The organism is Mesorhizobium sp. M0037, from assembly GCF_040323635.1.
In the GTDB taxonomy this organism is placed as follows: domain Bacteria; phylum Pseudomonadota; class Alphaproteobacteria; order Rhizobiales; family Rhizobiaceae; genus Mesorhizobium.
The window spans coordinates 155,881-172,751 of record NZ_JAMYVB010000003.1 but is presented as its reverse complement, the minus strand read 5'-3'; the positions used below and the strand labels follow the sequence as shown (position 1 = coordinate 172,751).

The window sequence follows — 16,871 nt, the reverse complement described above, 5'->3', positions numbered from 1 at the left end:
CAACGCAAGCTTGCCAGTGGCGTAGCGCCCCGCAGGCTTTCGCCCGTATAGCCTGCAATGGGAGCCTGATTGGGGCAGGCTTCTTCTTCGTCCTCTTGACAGCGCCGGACACGCCGCATGGCCGATATTGCCATTCTGGAAACCCGCGAAAGGGTGCTTGCCGGCATCCTGTTCACCGGCTGCGCCTATTTCCTGTTTTCGACGCAGGACGCCGCGATCAAGCTTCTGGTCGTCGGCATCAGCGTCTGGCAGATCATGTTCTTCCGCTCGATCGCTGTGCTTATCGGCTGTGCTGCAATCGGCGGACCGCCCATCTTTGCCGACACAATGCGCTCGCCCATCGTGCGGCCGATGCTGGTGCGCAGCGCCTTCACGCTCGGCGCCTGGCTCTGCTACTACAACGCGGCCCGCTCCCTGCAGCTGGCCGAACTCACCACCATCTATTACGCCGCCCCGATCATCGTCACCGTGCTGTCGGTGGTGATGCTTGGCGAAAAGGTGCCTCTGTTGCGCTGGCTGGCGGTGTTCATCGGCTTCGTCGGCGTCTTCATCGCCTGTGATCCCACTCGTCTCGGCTTGTCCGTGCCGATGCTCTTGGTACTGGCTGCGGCAGTGCTGTGGGGCATTGCCGTGGTGCTGTTGCGCAAGACGGCGCTGGCCGAGCGCACGCTGATCCAGCTTGTGCTCAACAATTTCTACTTCCTGGTGTTTTCCACGGTGCCGGCGCTGTTGGTCTGGCAGATGCCGGACTGGCGCCAGTTGCTGCTTTTGATCAGCGTCGGCGCGCTCGGCGGCGTGGCGCAATTTATGCTGTTCGAAGGCATGAAGCGGGCGCCGGTGTCGATCGTGGCGCCGTTCGAATACACCTCATTGGTCTGGGCCTTCGGGCTCGGCTTTGCGATCTGGGGCGACGTGCCGCGTCGCGAGGTGTTTCTGGGGGCGGCGTTGATCGTCGGCGCCGGCCTGCTGATCATCGGCAACGAGCATTTCCGCAAGCGGCTATGAGTACCCCGTGCTGACAGCATGGTGGCAGGAGAAGACGGATGGCTGCTGAGATGACGGAAGCGCTCGACGGCCCAGGCACCACAGATACCGCTGCCGAGCGTACGCTCGGCATCATGCTGGTGGCGGCCTCGGCGGCTTTCTTCGCCCTCACCGGCGTGCTGACCAAATCGATCCACGCCGACCCGCTGACCATCACTTGCTGGCGCGGCTTTGTCGGCGCGATCCTGATCACCTTCTATGTGCTGTGGCGCCGGCGCCGCTCCGGCGGGCGGGAAAGCTTGCGGCTTGGCTGGCGCGGCTGGCTGCTGGCCCTCGAGGGCGCCGCGGCCAGCATCGCCTTCATCTCGGCGTTCAAATTCACCTATGTCGCCAATGTCGCGGTCATCTACGCCACCGCGTCTTTCATCACCGCGCTGCTCGCCTTCGTGCTGGTGCGCGAGCCGTTCCGGGCGCAGACGCTTGCCGCCGCCGCCGTTTCGCTGTGCGGCGTAGCGATCGTGGTCGGCTCCGGCTTCGGCAGCGGTCATCTGTTTGGCGATGGGCTCGCGCTGCTGATGACCGCCGGCAGCGCGCTCTACATGATCATGGTGCGCGCCTTCCGCGACACGCCGGTGGTGTGGGCGGGCGCAGTCTCAGCGCTTCTGCTGTTCGTGCTCGGCTGGTTCGTCACCGACCCCTTGGCGATTTCTGCTCGCGACGCCGTGCTGCTCGTCGCCTTCGGAGGATCGTTCGCAGCGGCGTCGATCCTGTGGACCGAAGGCTCGCGGCTGATCCCTGCGCCTGAGTCCGGCCTTCTCGGTGCCGCCGAAGTGCCGTTTGCGATCCTGTTCGCCTTCCTGTTCCTCGGCGAGATCGCGCCGGCCGCCAGCCTGATCGGCGGCGGCATAGTACTGTGCGCGGTTTTCGCCCATGCGGGGCGCGACTGGCTGACCGCGAGAAAAAGTGGCGGCAACCCAATAATTATTTTCCAAGTCATGGAACCATCATGCGGATCAGGCAGTTTTAGGTGCGACGGGTCACCCCCCAAGTCCCCCCAAACCCCTCGACCCGTCCTCCTCAAAGCCGACCGTAAAGGTCGGCTTTTTCTTTGGACATCAGCCGGCAAAGCCGGGCTAGGCGAGGTTGTCGCTGAGCAGGATGGCAAGATCGCGCGCCGGCCGCTCAGCGCCCTGGCCGAGTTTTATCGCGAATTGCGCTGTCGGCACCGGCGGCAGGGCGAATTCGCGCGGTGCTTCGGCAATGCCTGAATGGGCAAAGCGGGCGGTGCGCAAGGTCAGCGCGATGCCGGCATTGACCGCCGTACGCAAGCCGGCAAGGCTGGCGCTGCCGGCGGCGATGCGGTAGCGGCGGCCGGCAGCATCGAGGGCCGCAAGTGCCGCTTCGCGAAAGCCGCAATAGGGATCGAGCAGCGCCAGCGGCAGTTCCTCTTCCCGCACGGCAAGGCCCTTTTGCGAACACAGCCACAGCATCGGTTCACTGAACAGCCCTACTTCGTCATTGGCCGGCGTCTTGCGCATGACAACGGCCAGATCGAGCTGCCCGGCCTGCAGCGCCTCGCCAAGCTCGGCCGAACGGCCGACGCGCAGTTCGACCCTGACGCGCGGATGGCTGGTCGCGAAGGCGCGCAGCAACTCCGGCAGGCCGCTATCAGCGAAATCCTGTGTCGTGCCGATGGCGACGCGACCAGCGGCACGCGCGCCCTTGAGCGCCAACCAGGCCTCGCTGTGCACGGCAAGAATGCGGCGGGCATGACAACAAGATCCTCGCCGGCCGGCGTCAGCCCGCGCCCGCGCCCCTGCGCCACCAGCAGCGGTTCGCCGACGATCTCCTCCAGGCGCTGCATCTGCGCGGTCACCGCCGAGGGCGAGCGGCCGACAACAGACGCAGCCTGAGCCAGCGAGCCGCCATCGACAAAGGCAAGGAAGGTTTTGAGCAGATCGGGATCCAGCGTTTGCATACTTCGATAATACAGAACCTTCTGTTCGAAACAATTCGATTTTTTTTGATTCAAAGATGATGGCATTGTCTCTCCAACGGCAAACAGACGCCGCTCAAACGAAGGAGAGAAAATATGCCCATCATCAACATCAGCGTCACCGGCAAGCCCGACGCCAAGCTGTCCGCCACAATCGCCAAGGAAATCACCGGCCTGACCGCAGCCCATCTGCGCAAGGACCCGACGATCACCGCCGTCGCCGTCACCTATGTCGACCCGCAGCATTGGTTCGCCGGCGGCAAATCGCTGGCGGAGCATGGCGCCAACACCTTCTGGCTCGACATCAAGGTGGTCGACGGCACCAACACCAAGCTGGAACTGGAAGCCTATCTGAAGGCGATCTTCGACACCTTTGGTAAGCTGCTCGGTGGCGTGCATGAGGAGAGCTATGCCTTCGTGCATGAAGTCCCGGCCGCGGCGTACGGTTATGGCGGCAAGTCGCAGGAGTTCCGGTTCATCAGCGGGCGGATCAAGGCGGCTTGAGCGCGCGGCAGCCTGGCCTTCTGGGAGAAGGTGGCCTCGCGAAGCGGGGTCGGATGAGGGGTGTTGGTAGGATGGCAATCTTCAAGAACTAAGCGCTTGATAGGTCTTGATTTTTCAACGTCTCACTCCGCTGGAACACCCCTCAACCGTCTCGACGCTGCGCGCCGATCCACCTTCTCCCCAAGGGGAGAAGGGGAGCTTGTCCCTTCCGCATTGACCTCGCCCCCCATTGCGCTACGCTCTCCCCGAAGCGGACGAAGAGCCGCGATATCGGAACGTTGGGAGAGACGCGGTATGATCCTGACACTGGCGCTGCTTGCAGGCCTCGTGCTGGCCTGGCTGCTGATTGGCGCGATCGAGACGTTTCGTCTCGACCTGCGCTTTACCCAGGCGCTGCTCTATGTGCCGTTCAAGCTCGCCTACCGGATCGATGACCGGCGCATCCGCATTGCCCGCAACGCGCCGACGCCGGTGATCTATGTGGTCTCGCACCAGTCACGCTTCGAGCCGGCGCTGATGCTGTCGCTGCTGCCCGACGACACGCTGCACATTCTCGACGAGGCCTCGGCGCGCTCGCCCTGGATGGAGCCTTGGCGCGAGCTTGGCCGCACCATCGCCTTCAACGCCGAGCATCTCTTCGTCAGCCGGCGGCTGGTCAGGGTGCTGAAGGGTAAAGGCCGGCTTGCCGTCTATCTGCCCGATGACGTCGAGCCCGATGTGAAGACGTTTCGCCTGTTCCGCGCCGTCACCCGCATCGCCATGCAGGCCGACGCCCGCATCGTGCCGATCTTCGTCACCGGCTCGCGCGACCTGCCGGTTTCCTTGACGCCAAAGAACCGGGCGCCGCGCCACTGGTTCCCAAAACTCTCGATCAGCGTGCTGGAGCCAATGACGATTGCCGAACTGGTGGCGCGCAACCCCGACCAGGCTTCCAACACCAATGCGTTGTTCGACCGCATCGCCGAGGCGCGGCTTTATGGCAGCAACCTCGATCGCGGCCTGTTCCTGGCCATGCGCGATGCCGCGGATCGCACCGGCGCCTCGCACCCGATCATCGAGGATGTGATCAGCGGCTCGCTCAGCTATCGAAAAATGTTCATCGGCGCGCGCGTGCTCGGCCGCCGTTTCGAGGCGGTGGCGGCGCCCGGCGAAGCGGTCGGGGTTTTGCTGCCCAACGCCAATGGCGTGGTGCTTTCCTTCGTCGGCCTGCTCTCGGCCGGCCGGGTGGCGGCGATGATCAACTACACGGCAGGGCCGGCCAGCGTAACCGCCGCGGTGCGCACGGCAGTCATCCGAACGGTGGTTTCCTCGCGCGCGTTCGTCGAGAAGGCGGCGCTTGCCGACATCATCGCCGCGGTCGAGGCCGGCGGCGCCAAGATGCTGTGGCTGGAGGATGTGCGCGCAAGCGTCACCACACTGGAAAGGCTCGCAGCAGCGGTGCTCTGGCGGTTCCCGCTGCAGCGGCAGGATGCGGCCAAGCCCGCCGCAATCCTGTTCACCTCAGGCTCGGAAGGCACGCCCAAGGCCGTGGTGCTGTCGCACCGCAATCTCCACGCCAACGCCATGCAGGCCGAGGCGCGCATTACCATTTCGCCGTCCGACATCCTGCTCAACGTGCTGCCGGTTTTTCACTCTTTCGGCCTGACCGGCGGCACCATCCTGCCGCTGGTGACCGGGGTGAAACTGTTCCTCTACCCGTCACCGCTGCACTACAAGATCATCCCGGAGATCGCTCGCAAGGTGAAGCCGACCATCATGTTCGGCACCGACACGTTCCTTGCCAACTATGCCCGCACCGCGAAGGATGGCGATTTCTCCAGCCTGCGCTTCGTCGTCGCCGGCGCGGAAGCGGTGAAGCCGGAGACGCGGCGCGTTTATCGCGAGCGCTTCGATGCCTCGATCATCGAGGGGTTCGGGCTGACCGAGGCCGCCCCAGTCGTTGCCGTCAACACCGCCATCCATGGCCGCGACGGTACGGTCGGACGGCTGTTGCCGGCGATGCGCATGAAGCTCGAACCGGTCGAGGGTATCGAGGGTGCCGGCCGCCTGTGGCTCGACGGGCCGAATTTGATGATGGGCTACATGACCGCTGACCGGCCCGGCGAATTGCAGCCGCTGGACGGCTGGCACGACACCGGCGACATCGTCTCGGTAGACCGCGAAGGCTTCATCACCATTCGCGGCCGGGCAAAACGCTTCGCCAAGATCGCTGGCGAGATGGTGTCGTTGGGCGCCGTCGAGATGCTGGTGCAGTCGCTGTGGCCGGAAGAGCGCCACGCCGCGGTGGCGGTGCCGGACAAGAGGCGCGGCGAGCGCATCGTGCTGGTCACCACCGCCGACGACGCCGATCCGGAAGAACTGCGCGCCTTCGGCAAGAAGGCAGGTGCGGCCGAACTGATGGTGCCCAACGACATCGTCAAGGTCGAGGAGATCCCGGTGCTGGGTTCCGGCAAGACGGATTATGTCTCGACGCGGAACCTGGCGATCGAGAAGCTGGGGCTGGGCCTGGCGGCTTAGCGTATCTCCCTCCTTGAGGGGGAGATGGCCGGCAGGCCAGAGGGGGTCGCCTCGCGTGAAGCGCCGACGTCCTCTTCGCTCAAACGAGGTCGCGTCCGGGGCGTACCGACCCCCTCTGTCGCCTTCGGCGACATCTCCCCCTCAAGGGGGGAGATAACAACTACCCAATATCCGACGGCGGCACTTTTTCGCCCTCGCGCTTGGCGCGCTTCGAATACGCCCGCACGCTGAAAGGCAGGAAGATGAGATAGCCTGCGACAGAGGCGGTCAGCGTGTACCAGGGATAGGTCATCAACAGCAGGACGTAGAGAACGACCGCCAGGATGATCGGCAGCACCTTGTCGCCCGGCACTTTCAGGCTTTTGCCGGAATAGACCGGCAGCCGGCTGACCAGCAGGAAAGCGACCAGCACAGTGAAGCCGGTGGCGACGAATGCCGTCAGGCGGTCCGGCTCGAGACCGAGCCGCAGGAAGGACAGATAGAGCGGCAGCATAACCAGCACGGCGCCGGCCGGCGCCGGCACGCCGACGAAGTATTCGCTCTGCCAGATCGGCCGGTCATGGTCTTCGTCGAGCACGTTGAAGCGCGCCAGCCGCAGGCCACAGGCGATGGTGAACAGAAGGGCTGCGATCCAGCCGAAGGAGCCGGCGCGGTCGAGCAGGAAGGCGTAGAGCACCAGTGCCGGCGCGACGCCGAAATTGACGATGTCGGCCAGCGAATCCATCTGCGCGCCGAATTTGGATGTCGCCTTCAACATGCGCGCCAGGCGCCCGTCTATGCCGTCCAGGAAGGCGGCGAGCAGCACCATCACCACGGCCGGCTCGAAACGGCCCTCGAAGCCGAAGCGGATGCCAGACAGGCCGGCGCAGATGGCAAGCACGGTGACCAGATTGGGCAGCACCATGCGCATCGGAATTTCGCGGATGCGCGGGCCGCCGCTGCCATGGGCCTCGAACTTTTTGAACGGCGCGCCCACCGCTTACGAAATCCTGACGAGCGGGGTTGCGGCGACGCCGCCGAATTCGGCGAGCACGGTTTCGCCGCCGACCGCCGTCTGGCCGACGGCGACGCGCGGCACCGCGGTCGACGGCAGGAAGACATCGACGCGCGAGCCGAAGCGGATCAGGCCAAAGCGTTCGCCGACTGCAATGGAGCCGCCGGTCTCGGCCCAGCAGACGATGCGGCGCGCCACCAGGCCGGCAATCTGCACGGCGACAACGATGCCGTTGGGACTGTCTATGACCAGCCCGTTGCGCTCGTTCTCCGAGCTTGCCTTGTCGAGTTCGGCATTGAGGAACTTGCCCGGCCGGTGCTCGATTTTGGTGATGCGGCCGCGCACCGGAGCGCGGTTCACATGGCAGGAAAAGACGTTCATGAACACCGAGATGCGGGTCATCTCGGTGTTGCCGAGGCCAAGCTCGCGCGGCGGCACGGCCGGGCCGACCGCCGAGATGACGCCGTCGGCGGGACTGACCACCAGCCTGTCATCGACGGGGGTGACACGCTCGGGGTCACGGAAGAAATAGACGCACCAGGCGGTCAGGATCAGGCCGATCCAGAACAGCACCGAGGAGAAATAGCCGAGGAACAGCGTGCCCGCACCAAAGGCGGCAATGAACGGATAGCCCTCGCGATGGATCGGAACGAAGGCATTCTTGATCGAATGGACAAGGCTCATCGGCTGGGGCTCATGGGATGGGGGCGGTCCCTGTTTCAGGTCCGGCCTCAATACCGGAAAGGCTCCGCTGCCGCAACGCAACATTGGGCAAGGCCGCATCGTCCGCAGCCGGCAGAAACGGTGACGTGCCTGCCTGTCGGCTGCTTTGCCGCCAGAATTCGGGCCAACGCCGGCTGAACGCGCGGCGAAAAGGCCGACTGGCATGGCGCCGAATTCAGGCAAAACGTATCTTGTTGCCATACGATCGTCAGCCGTGGGTGCCGTTTGACCGTACTTGTGGCAGCGAGCGACCACGCAGTTGCGCAAGGCAAGCCATCCTTCGACTGCGCCAAGGCCGCCAGCGTGGCGGAAAAGGCCATTTGCGCCGATCCGGTCCTGGCGCAAGCCGATGCCGACGTCGCGAAGAATTATACCGCGCTGCTGAAGAGGCTCGATGCTCATGCCGGCAAGGCGCTGCGGGACGACCAAAGCGATTTCATCGCCTATCGCGACCAGATCGCCGGCTTCAACGAAAGTTCGCCCAAGAACCAACAGACTTTCGATCTCGGCGAATTCCTGCGCGACCGCGCAACCTTCCTGTCCGGCATACGCAAGCCCCCCGATGCAGGTTTGATCGGCACATGGAGCAGCGTGCGCGGCAGCGTCGACATCAAGGCTGTTGGCGGAGGCAAGGTCGAAATCTCGGAAGATGTCGTTTCCAATCCAGTCTCGGGAAGTGGGTCATGCGAGATCGACGGCACGGTCGAGGAGCGCAACACTCTGCGGCTGGTCGACCGTGCCGTCGACAACGACAACCCAACCGGTTTTGTCTTTACCTTCCGACGCGACGGCGATGCGCTTGTCGTCGAGCAGAGCGACGCCGGCAAGGATGGCAGATCGGAGCCACCGTCATGCGGCGCCACGGCCATGCCGATGGAACGTTCCTCCTGAGCGAAAAACAGTAAACCTGCTGTCGGCAAAACCACCCCTCACCCGTCCTTGGTGAGACGGCGATCATGGTTCCTTGCCATGATTGCGCACCCAACAAGGAGTTACCTCAAAATGCTGAACCAGACGCGTCTCGTTGCCGCCGGCCTCGCGTTCGGGGAGTCGCCGCGCTGGCATGACGGACGGCTGTGGCTCTGCAATTGGGGCACCGGCGAGATCGTCGCCGTCGATGCAGACGGCGACAGCGAGATCCTGCTCAAGATACCAGCCACCCTGCCCTATTCCATCGACTGGCTGCCGGACGGGCGGCTGCTGGTCATCTCGGGGCGTGAAGGGCTGCTGCTGCGGCAGGAGGCGGACGGGACGCTCGCCACCCATGCCGATTTGAGAGAACTGTCAAAGAGCCCGTGGAACGAGATCGTCGTCGACGGGCGCGGCAACACCTATGTCAATGGCGGCGGGTCGGCGCCTGCACCGGGCGAGCATTTCGGGCCCGGCACCATCGTGCTGATCACGCCGGACGGCTCGGTTCGACAAGTGGCCGAGAACATCGCTTTCGCCAACGGCATGGCGGTGACGCCGGACAACAGGACACTGATCGTGGCGGAGTCGCATGCCAACCGGCTGACCGCCTTCGATATCGCGGAGGATGGCGGGCTTTCCAACCGCCGGGTCTGGGCCGATCTCGATGGCTTTCCCGACGGCATCTGCCTCGATGCCGAAGGGGCTGCCTGGTACGCGGATGTTCCCAACAAGCGCTGCGTGCGGGTGCGCGAAGGTGGCGAGGTGTTGCAGACAGTCGATGCCGATCGCGGCTGCTTTGCCTGCATGCTGGGCGGGCCGGATGGCACGACACTGTTCATCGTCGCCGCCGAATGGCGTGGTTTCGAGAACATGATCAGCGATGCCCGCACCGGCCAGGTGCTGAGCGTCGAGGCGCCAGCACCTGGCACGGGCTGGCCCTCCTACATCTCAGGCAGACGCTGATAGTTGGCGATATCGGCCTTCACACCCAACCGGGCAATGGTCTCCTGCGGGTTGAAGCCCGCCCGCTCGTGGGCCGCCTTGACGATCGGCACGACATTGTCGACGGCCGCCTGGTTTTCCCATTCGACAATGGTGACCAGGTTGAACTCACCCGGACCCGAAAATTGCTCGAGCACGAAATCCTGGACGAAGCCTTGCTGCAGACGCAGCAATTCATGAGTCGCCCTGACCTTGCGAAGGATTTCTTCACGGGCCTCGGCAGGAACGACGAATTTGTCGACCCTGAACACGGCTGCCTCGGCAAGTTTATCCATTTGAATCTGTCTCCGTTCTTGAACGACTTGGGTTCGGTGGCTCAGGAAAGGGTTTGCGATCTCAACTTAGGTTGAGGTCAAGGGGAAATTTTCGGTGGTGATGATGGCGACGACGCTGCGTATCTCCCCCCTTGAGGGGGAGATGGCCGGCAGGCCAGAGGGGGTCGGTTCGACTGGATGCGCCCCCCTTGCGACCGATGAAGGTTAGCGCTCCACGCGCGGTGAGCCCCTCTGTCGCCTTCGGCGACATCTCCCCCTCAAGGGGGGAGATCGGCGCTCCGCCGCCTAGCTCACCTCCGAAGTCCTTCTGCGCACAACCACACCCAACTCATCGCTCTCCCTGGCAATCCGAAGCCTCTCTTCGGCTTCCGTCGCCTCGCGCTGGCGATCCCACATCGAGGCGTAGAGGCCATGTTGGCGCATCAGCTCGGCATGGGTGCCGCGCTCGGCGATCTCGCCGTCCTTGAGTACGATGATCTCGTCGGCGGTGATCACCGTCGACAGGCGGTGGGCAATGACGATGGTGGTGCGGCCCTTGCTGACTAGGTCGAGGGCGGCTTGGATCTCCTGTTCGGTGTGGCTGTCCAGCGCCGAGGTCGCCTCGTCGAGCATCAGGATCGGCGGCGCCTTCAAAATCGTGCGGGCAATCGCCACGCGCTGCTTTTCGCCGCCCGACAGCTTTAGCCCGCGCTCACCGACCATCGAGCGATAACCTTCCGGCAGCCGTTCGATAAACGGGCCGATCTGGGCAAGCTCGGCGGCTTTCTGCATATCCTCTTCGCTGGCACCGATGCGACCGTAACGGATGTTGTAGGCGATGGTGTCGTTGAACAGCACGGTGTCCTGCGGCACCATGCCGATGGCGCCGCGCAGGCTCGCCTGCGTCACATCACGGACATCTTGGCCGTCGATCAGCACCTGACCGCCCTGGACGTCGTAGAAGCGGAACAAGAGCCGCGAAATCGTCGACTTGCCGGCGCCGGACGGGCCTACGATGGCCACCGTCTTGCCGGCCGGAACCTCAAAGGAGACGCCCTTCAGAATCTTGCGGCTGGGGTCGTAGGCGAAGTGCACGTCGCGGAACTCGACCTTGCCGGCTGTAACAGCGAGCGGCTTGGCATCCGGCTTGTCGGTGATTTCCTGCGGCACATCGAGCAGGTCGAACATCTGCTCGATGTCGGTCAGCCCCTGGCGGATTTCGCGGTAGATGAAGCCGATGAAATTGAGCGGCACCGAAAGCTGCATCAGCATGGCGTTGATGAAGACGAAGTCGCCGACCGTCTGCGTGCCGGCCTGCACCTCCAGCGCCGACATGCACATGACGATGACGGTGCCGAGACCGAAGATGATGCCCTGGCCGAAATTCAGCCAACCGAGCGAGGTCCATATCCTGGTCGCCGCCATTTCATAGCGCGCCATCGAACGGTCGAAGCGCTCAGCCTCCATACCCTCGTTGTTGAAGTATTTGACGGTCTCGTAGTTGAGCAGCGAGTCGATCGCCTTGGTGTTGGCGTCGGTGTCGCTGTCGTTCATGTCGCGGCGGATCGAGATGCGCCAGTCGCTGGCGCGCACCGTGAACCAGACGTAGAGCCACACCGTGGCCGCCACCACGACCACATATTTCCAGCCATAGGTGTAGGCGAAGATGCCGGTGGTCAGCGCGAATTCGAGGATGGTCGGCGCCGTGTTCAGCATGATGAAGCGCACGATCGTCTCGATGCCCTTGGTGCCGCGCTCGATGATGCGCGACAGGCCGCCGGTGCGGCGCTCGAGGTGAAAGCGCAGCGACAGCTGGTGCATGTGAACGAAGGTGCGGAACGCAAGCTGGCGCACCGCATACTGGCCAACGCGGGCAAACAGCGCATCGCGCAGCTGGTTGAAGCCGAGTTGCACCAGCCGCACGACATTGTAGGCGACGACCAGCATCACCGGCGCCAGCAGGAAGGACGGCAGCGGCGGCGGCGATTTGGCGTCACCGGCCAGAGAATCGGTCGCCCATTTGAAGAAGTACGGCCCGGCAACCAGTGTCAGCTTGGCAACGACCAGAAGCAGCGTTGCCCAGGTGACGCGTGCCCTGAGATCGGCGCGGTCGGCCGGCCACATATAGGGCCACAGATTGCGCAAGGTGCTGAAGGTCGAGCTATCGGAAACGGTTTTTTCTGCCACTTGTCTTGCCTTTTGGGTGAGAAATCAGCGGCCGGAGCAGCAGGAATTGACGAGTGCGGTCAGCGATGCGGAAACGTCGGCGAGCGCGGCGCGGTCGACTTCGTAGCGCGAGCGCTGACGGTCGGATTGGAAGCGGACCAGCCCGGCTTCGACCAGGATCTTCAGATGCTGGGACACGGTGGACTGCGCCAGATCGAGATGATCGACCACCTCGCGGCAGCAGCAGGAATTGCTGGCCGAGAGATGTCTAAGGATCTCGATGCGCGCCGGATGCGAGAGTGCCGCGAAGCGGGCGGCAACGGCGCGGCTTTGGGGCGGTGCGCAGTTTGCGTGGTCTGGTTCAGCGAGCGAGTCTGCCATCGTTCATCGGCGATAGACGATGAACGGGTGCGTGGCAAGCTAACCCGATGGGTAGAGCGACCTAATCTCCCCCCTCGAGAGGGAGATGTCGCCGAAGGCGACAGAGGGGGTCGGTACGTCCTGACGCAACGTCGTTTGCAGCAAAGAGAAGGTCGGCGTTCTATGCGCGGCGACCCCCTCTGGCCTGCCGGCAATCTCCTCCACTCGGGGGGAGATTAGCCAATCGCCAAACTACTGCGTCTTCGTCTGCGCCGTCGTCGCTTGCTCGCCCATCGCCTTGAGGTCGGCGGCTTCGCCTTCCTTGGACTTTTCCGGAACCTTGAACACCTGCCCCGGCCAGATGCGGTCGGGATCGCTGATCTGGTCCTGGTTGGCGAGATAAATGGTCGAGAAGCGCACGCCGTGACCGTAGACGCGCCGCGAGATCCGCCACAGCGTGTCGTGCCTGCGGATGATGACCGCGCCGTCGGCATGTTCGAGCTTTGGCGCCACCGTCTCGGGCACGTCGGGCGTTGCCGCCGCGACGACGGCTGGAGCCTCAGCGGCGGGCGCTGCCGGTGACGCAGGTGCCTCGGCAACCGCCGGGGCAGCCGGAGCCGGGGCTTCAGCCGCCGGTGCGGCTGGTGCGGATGCGGCAGCAGCCGGTGCGGGCTTTGCAGGGGCAGCCGCGACATTGGCTGGCGCAGGCTCCGGAGCGGCTGGTGCTTCGGCAGCAGCCGGTGCGGCCGGCTCAGCAAGCTTTGCTTCGGCGGGCTTGGTCTCGGCGGGCTTGGCCTCCGCGGGCGCCACGGCGGCGATCGCCTCGCCGGGTTCGCGCTCGAACGGCACGGCGGCACGCGCTACCACCTTCACGCCGTCCGCATCGAGACCGTCGACATGGATGGTGTAGTTGCCGACCGGGATATCGCGCGTCGCCTCGACCAGGAAATGACCGTCGGGCGAGGTCACCGCATCACCAAGCAGGATATCGTTGGCATAGGCGCGCACCTTGCGGCCGGCGTCAGCCAGACCGGCAACGAAAATTTTGTCGCCGTCGATCTCGACCGCTTCGACGACGATCTTGGGTTCAGCCACGGCGGCAGCCGGCGGCGTCGCCGGTGCCGGCACCGGTGTTGCCGGAGCGGCGGCGGCTTCCACAGCCGGAGCTGCAGGCGCGGTTTCAGCGGGAGCGGCGGGTGCGGTCGCGGCAGGTGCATCGGCGGCCGGGGCAGCAGCCTGATCGCCGGCGGCCGGTGCCGCGGGCTTGGTCTCAGGCGCCGGGACGCTAAGCAGCTCGGCCGGCTTGCCGGGTTCCTCGACCATCGCCAGCACCTGGCCGGCGGCGTCCTTGGGAACCGAAACGACGGCGGTCTGCACGGAAGGGGTAACCACATCGTCGGCCGTCGCGCGCAACGCAATCGTATAGTCGCCGGGCTTCAGCGGATCGTCGAGAACGATGACGAAGGCGCCGTCCGGACCGGCGACAGTCGAGCCAAGCACCGAGGAGCCGTTGAGGATCTCGATCTTCGAATTGGGCGCAGCATTGCCGGCAACGACGATCGAGCCGTTGCTTTCGACGCGCACGACGTCGAAGCTCGGCGCAACCGGGCCGGCCGCGGCCGGCGCTGGGGTTGTTGGGGCAGCAGCGGGCGCGGCAGGTGCCGCCGGAGCCGCAGCTTCGGTCGCGGGAGCCGTTGCGTCGGCAGGCGCGGGTGCTGCGGGAGCCTTGGCATCGGTGGGCGCGGCGGGCGCCGGCGGCAGCCTTCCCTCGGTCCCCGGATCGGCCGGCTTTTCAGCCGGCGGCGTCAGCGATGCAATCGCCGCAGGCGGCGTGGGATTCAGATACGGGTCGAGTGCGCCCGATACATAGGCGGTTCCGACGACCGCGACGGTCCCACCGGCCGCGAACAGAAACGCCTTCAATGGATTAACAGCCATATTTCCCCTACCCCTTAGCCACCTGAAGCCGGTCTAGCGTGTTTTGCCGGCACCGACAAGAAAAAGCCCGGGCTTGTCAGCCCTTGGGGCTTGACCCCGCATTCAGACCCAATCACCAATCACGAATGAACACGATTCGATCCGTCTGCGTCTATTGCGGCTCGTCTCCGGGCCGCGATGAAATCTATGCCAAGGCCGGGCACCTGCTTGGCCGCTCGCTCGCCAAAGCCGGCCTGCGGCTGGTCTATGGCGGCGGCACCAAAGGCATTATGGGCGCAGTCGCCGAAGGCGCGCTCAAGGCCGGCGGCAAGGTAACGGGCATCATTCCGCGCTTCCTCATCAACAAGGAGGCGACCGAAACCGCGCTTGACCGGCTCGACGAGTTGCTGATCACCGACAACATGCACGAGCGCAAGCACAAGATGTTCGAGAAATCCGACGCCTTTGTGGCGCTGCCCGGCGGCATCGGCACGGTCGAGGAAATCGTCGAGATCATGACCTGGGGCCAGCTCGGCCATCACCGCAAGCCGATCGTCTTCGCCAACGTTCAAGGGTTCTGGGATCCGATGCTGGCGCTGCTCGACCATATGGCCAGCGAAGGCTTCATCCACACCGCACAGCGGGTCAGGCCGCTGGTGGTCGAAGACCCCGAGGCAATCGTCGCCGCCATCATGGTGGCGGGGTCGTCGGTCGATGCCCCGACGGAAGGCGTGCAGTCGGTGATTGATAAGATGTGATAGTGAATAGTGAGAGAGGCCCCGCTGCCCATCACGCCGTAGCGCGAAGATCCTCGACGATAGTGCCGGAGGCAGCGACCTCCGCTTCATGGTCCGGCTCCCGCCAGGTCTCGGCGAGACCCGCCGCATACCAGTCCTGCATCGCCGGCAGGCCGAGCAATTGCGCGGGATAGGCGGCAGCAGCACCTTCGAAAGACAATCCATAGGACTGGACGCGGAACGCCACCGGGGCGAAGAAGGCATCGACTGCGGTGAAATGGCCGCCGGCAAGGAACGGCCCGCCGAACCGGGCAAGGCCATCGTTCCAGAGATCGCCCAAACGGAACAGATCCTGCTTAAGCGCGTCCGACATCGGCAACGGTTTTACCCGCAAGCCGCAATTCATCGGGCATGCGCCGCGCAAGGCCGTGAAACCAGAATGCATTTCGGCGGCGGCCGAGCGCGCCCAGGCTCGCGCCTTGGCCTCGGCAGGCCACACGCCATGGTGGCGCTCGGCGAGATACTCGGCAATAGCCAGCGAATCCCAGACAGCCCAGCCGTCATCCACCAGGCAAGGCACGCGCCCGCTGGGCGAGAACGCCCGGTAGAGATCGAAACTGGGCCCGGTCGGAAACGGCGTCAATTGCTCCTCGAACGGAATGTCGAGGGTGCACATCAGCACCCATGGCCGCAGCGACCATGACGAATAGTTCTTGTTGGCGATATGCAGCACGTACATCGAAAGGCTCCCTACTTCGGGGCCAACGCCACCGGGCGGATTTCACGGCCACGAAACATCGACCAGGAATACATCGCCAATGCCGCCCAGATCAGCGCAAAGGCAATTGCTTGCGTGGTGCCGAACGGCTCGTCGAAAATCAGCACGGCGATCAGGAACACCATGGTCGGTGCGATGTACTGCATGATGCCGATGGTGGAGAGGCGCAGAAGCTTGGCGCCGAAGGCGAACAGAAGCAGCGGCACCGAGGTGACTGGCCCGCAGCCGATGAGCAAAGCCATATCGGTGCCGTTGCTGGAGATGAAATGGTCCTGGCCGTTGACGACTAGGAAGACGATGTAGGCAAGCGCCGGCACCGACAGCAAAAGCACTTCGAGCAGAAAGCCCTGGCTCGGGCCGATCGGCAGCGTCTTGCGGAAGAACCCATATGCAGCGAAGGAAAACGCCAGCGCCAACGATACCCAAGGCAATTTGCCGGCATCGACGGTCAGAACGGCAACTGCGACCGCCGCCAGCAACACGGCCGCGATCTGCAGCCGGTCGAGCTTCTCGCCGAGCAACAACGCGCCGACGACGATGCTAACTAATGGGTTGATGTAGTATCCGAGCGCGGTCTCGACGGTGCGGTCAACCGAGATCGCCCAGACATAGATGGCCCAATTGACGGAGATCAGGGTCGCCGTCAACGCCGCCATGGCGATGCTGCGTGGTGAGCGGATTGCCCCCTTGAAATCGGCGGTCCGACCGGCCCAGACCAGCACTGCAGCAGCAATCGGCACCGACCAAACGATGCGGTGGGCGATCACCTCGATCAGCGGCAGATGCGCAACCGCCTTCATGTAGAAGGGCAACAGCCCCCATAGCAGATAAGCGCCGAGCGCGAGGAGAAAGCCGTTGCGGGCTTTGGAGTCGGCGTCGGGCTGGATCGTGTCGCTGGCCATGGCAAACGCTATGGCCCAGTGGGCCATCCAAAACCATCGCAAAATTATGATGGATCAATGGACTTCCGCTGATGGTTCAAGGGGCGGCGCCAGTTCCTCGCCCCACTTCGGGGGGCGAGAAACCC

14 protein-coding genes and 2 pseudogenes are annotated in these 16,871 nt (G+C 64.4%); 7 read left to right on the top strand and 9 right to left on the bottom strand.

Annotated features, from left to right (window positions below; genetic code table 11):
- Positions 1-117 precede the first annotated feature (117 nt).
- Together NKJ78_RS07780 and NKJ78_RS07775 are read left to right on the top strand one after the other, a co-directional pair.
- A complete protein-coding gene (locus tag NKJ78_RS07780; protein ID WP_023689123.1) occupies positions 118-1,005 on the top strand; it encodes a DMT family transporter in 888 nt (295 codons plus the stop codon).
- 50 nt (positions 1,006-1,055) lie between these two features.
- Positions 1,056-1,943, top strand: a pseudogene (locus NKJ78_RS07775) (DMT family transporter); the annotation flags it as partial.
- A gap of 174 nt (positions 1,944-2,117) precedes the next feature.
- On the opposite strand, the pseudogene NKJ78_RS07770 reads toward NKJ78_RS07775, so the two are convergent.
- Positions 2,118-2,962 (bottom strand): annotated as a pseudogene (locus NKJ78_RS07770) (LysR substrate-binding domain-containing protein).
- Positions 2,963-3,076: 114 nt separating this feature from the next.
- On the opposite strand from NKJ78_RS07770, the gene NKJ78_RS07765 reads away from it, so the two are divergent.
- Both NKJ78_RS07765 and NKJ78_RS07760 read left to right on the top strand, forming a co-directional pair.
- Positions 3,077-3,484 carry a tautomerase family protein gene (locus tag NKJ78_RS07765; protein WP_023738595.1) on the top strand — a complete coding sequence of 136 codons (408 nt, stop codon included), beginning with the start codon at positions 3,077-3,079 and terminating at the stop codon, positions 3,482-3,484.
- Between the two features lie 294 nt (positions 3,485-3,778).
- Positions 3,779-6,001 (top strand): AMP-binding protein, encoded by a 2,223-nt coding sequence (locus NKJ78_RS07760; protein WP_352459637.1) that lies wholly within the window; start codon positions 3,779-3,781, stop codon positions 5,999-6,001.
- 160 nt (positions 6,002-6,161) lie between these two features.
- Here the strand turns inward: NKJ78_RS07760 and pssA are convergent, their stop codons facing one another.
- Together pssA and NKJ78_RS07750 are read right to left on the bottom strand one after the other, a co-directional pair.
- Positions 6,162-6,977: a CDP-diacylglycerol--serine O-phosphatidyltransferase gene (pssA, locus tag NKJ78_RS07755; RefSeq protein WP_023672701.1), complete on the bottom strand. Its 816-nt coding sequence runs from the start codon at positions 6,975-6,977 to the stop codon at positions 6,162-6,164.
- A 3-nt stretch (positions 6,978-6,980) separates the two neighbouring features.
- A complete protein-coding gene (locus NKJ78_RS07750) occupies positions 6,981-7,763 on the bottom strand; it encodes a phosphatidylserine decarboxylase (protein ID WP_352562408.1) in 783 nt (260 codons plus the stop codon).
- Positions 7,764-7,943: 180 nt separating this feature from the next.
- On the opposite strand from NKJ78_RS07750, the gene NKJ78_RS07745 reads away from it, so the two are divergent.
- Together NKJ78_RS07745 and NKJ78_RS07740 are read left to right on the top strand one after the other, a co-directional pair.
- Positions 7,944-8,609, top strand: coding sequence for a lysozyme inhibitor LprI family protein (locus NKJ78_RS07745; protein WP_198018624.1), 666 nt, complete (start codon positions 7,944-7,946; stop codon positions 8,607-8,609).
- 111 nt (positions 8,610-8,720) lie between these two features.
- On the top strand, positions 8,721-9,593 hold the full coding sequence (locus NKJ78_RS07740; RefSeq protein WP_031253539.1) for an SMP-30/gluconolactonase/LRE family protein: 873 nt from the start codon (positions 8,721-8,723) through the stop codon (positions 9,591-9,593).
- Here NKJ78_RS07740 and NKJ78_RS07735 read toward each other — a convergent pair.
- From NKJ78_RS07735 to NKJ78_RS07720, 4 genes are all read right to left on the bottom strand, one after another.
- Positions 9,572-9,907 (bottom strand): antibiotic biosynthesis monooxygenase, encoded by a 336-nt coding sequence (locus NKJ78_RS07735; RefSeq protein ID WP_023685667.1) that lies wholly within the window; start codon positions 9,905-9,907, stop codon positions 9,572-9,574. The genes NKJ78_RS07740 and NKJ78_RS07735 overlap by 22 nt on opposite strands.
- Before the next feature lie 285 nt (positions 9,908-10,192).
- Entirely contained in the window at positions 10,193-12,073 is a 1,881-nt protein-coding gene (locus NKJ78_RS07730) for an ABCB family ABC transporter ATP-binding protein/permease (RefSeq protein ID WP_023738590.1), read from the bottom strand.
- Between the two features lie 24 nt (positions 12,074-12,097).
- Positions 12,098-12,433, bottom strand: coding sequence for an ArsR/SmtB family transcription factor (locus NKJ78_RS07725; protein WP_352459640.1), 336 nt, complete (start codon positions 12,431-12,433; stop codon positions 12,098-12,100).
- Between the two features lie 231 nt (positions 12,434-12,664).
- Positions 12,665-14,350, bottom strand: a complete 1,686-nt coding sequence (locus NKJ78_RS07720) for a LysM peptidoglycan-binding domain-containing protein (RefSeq protein WP_352459641.1) — start codon at positions 14,348-14,350, stop codon at positions 12,665-12,667.
- Between the two features lie 125 nt (positions 14,351-14,475).
- Between NKJ78_RS07720 and NKJ78_RS07715 the strand changes: the two genes are divergently transcribed.
- Entirely contained in the window at positions 14,476-15,087 is a 612-nt protein-coding gene (locus NKJ78_RS07715) for an LOG family protein (protein WP_023705376.1), read from the top strand.
- Positions 15,088-15,118: 31 nt separating this feature from the next.
- On the opposite strand, the gene NKJ78_RS07710 is transcribed toward NKJ78_RS07715, so the two are convergent.
- Positions 15,119-15,805, bottom strand: coding sequence for a glutathione S-transferase family protein (locus NKJ78_RS07710; RefSeq protein ID WP_023738589.1), 687 nt, complete (start codon positions 15,803-15,805; stop codon positions 15,119-15,121).
- 11 nt (positions 15,806-15,816) lie between these two features.
- Positions 15,817-16,746, bottom strand: a complete 930-nt coding sequence (gene rarD, locus NKJ78_RS07705) for an EamA family transporter RarD (protein ID WP_023743784.1) — start codon at positions 16,744-16,746, stop codon at positions 15,817-15,819.
- Between the last annotated feature and the right edge of the window lie 125 nt (positions 16,747-16,871).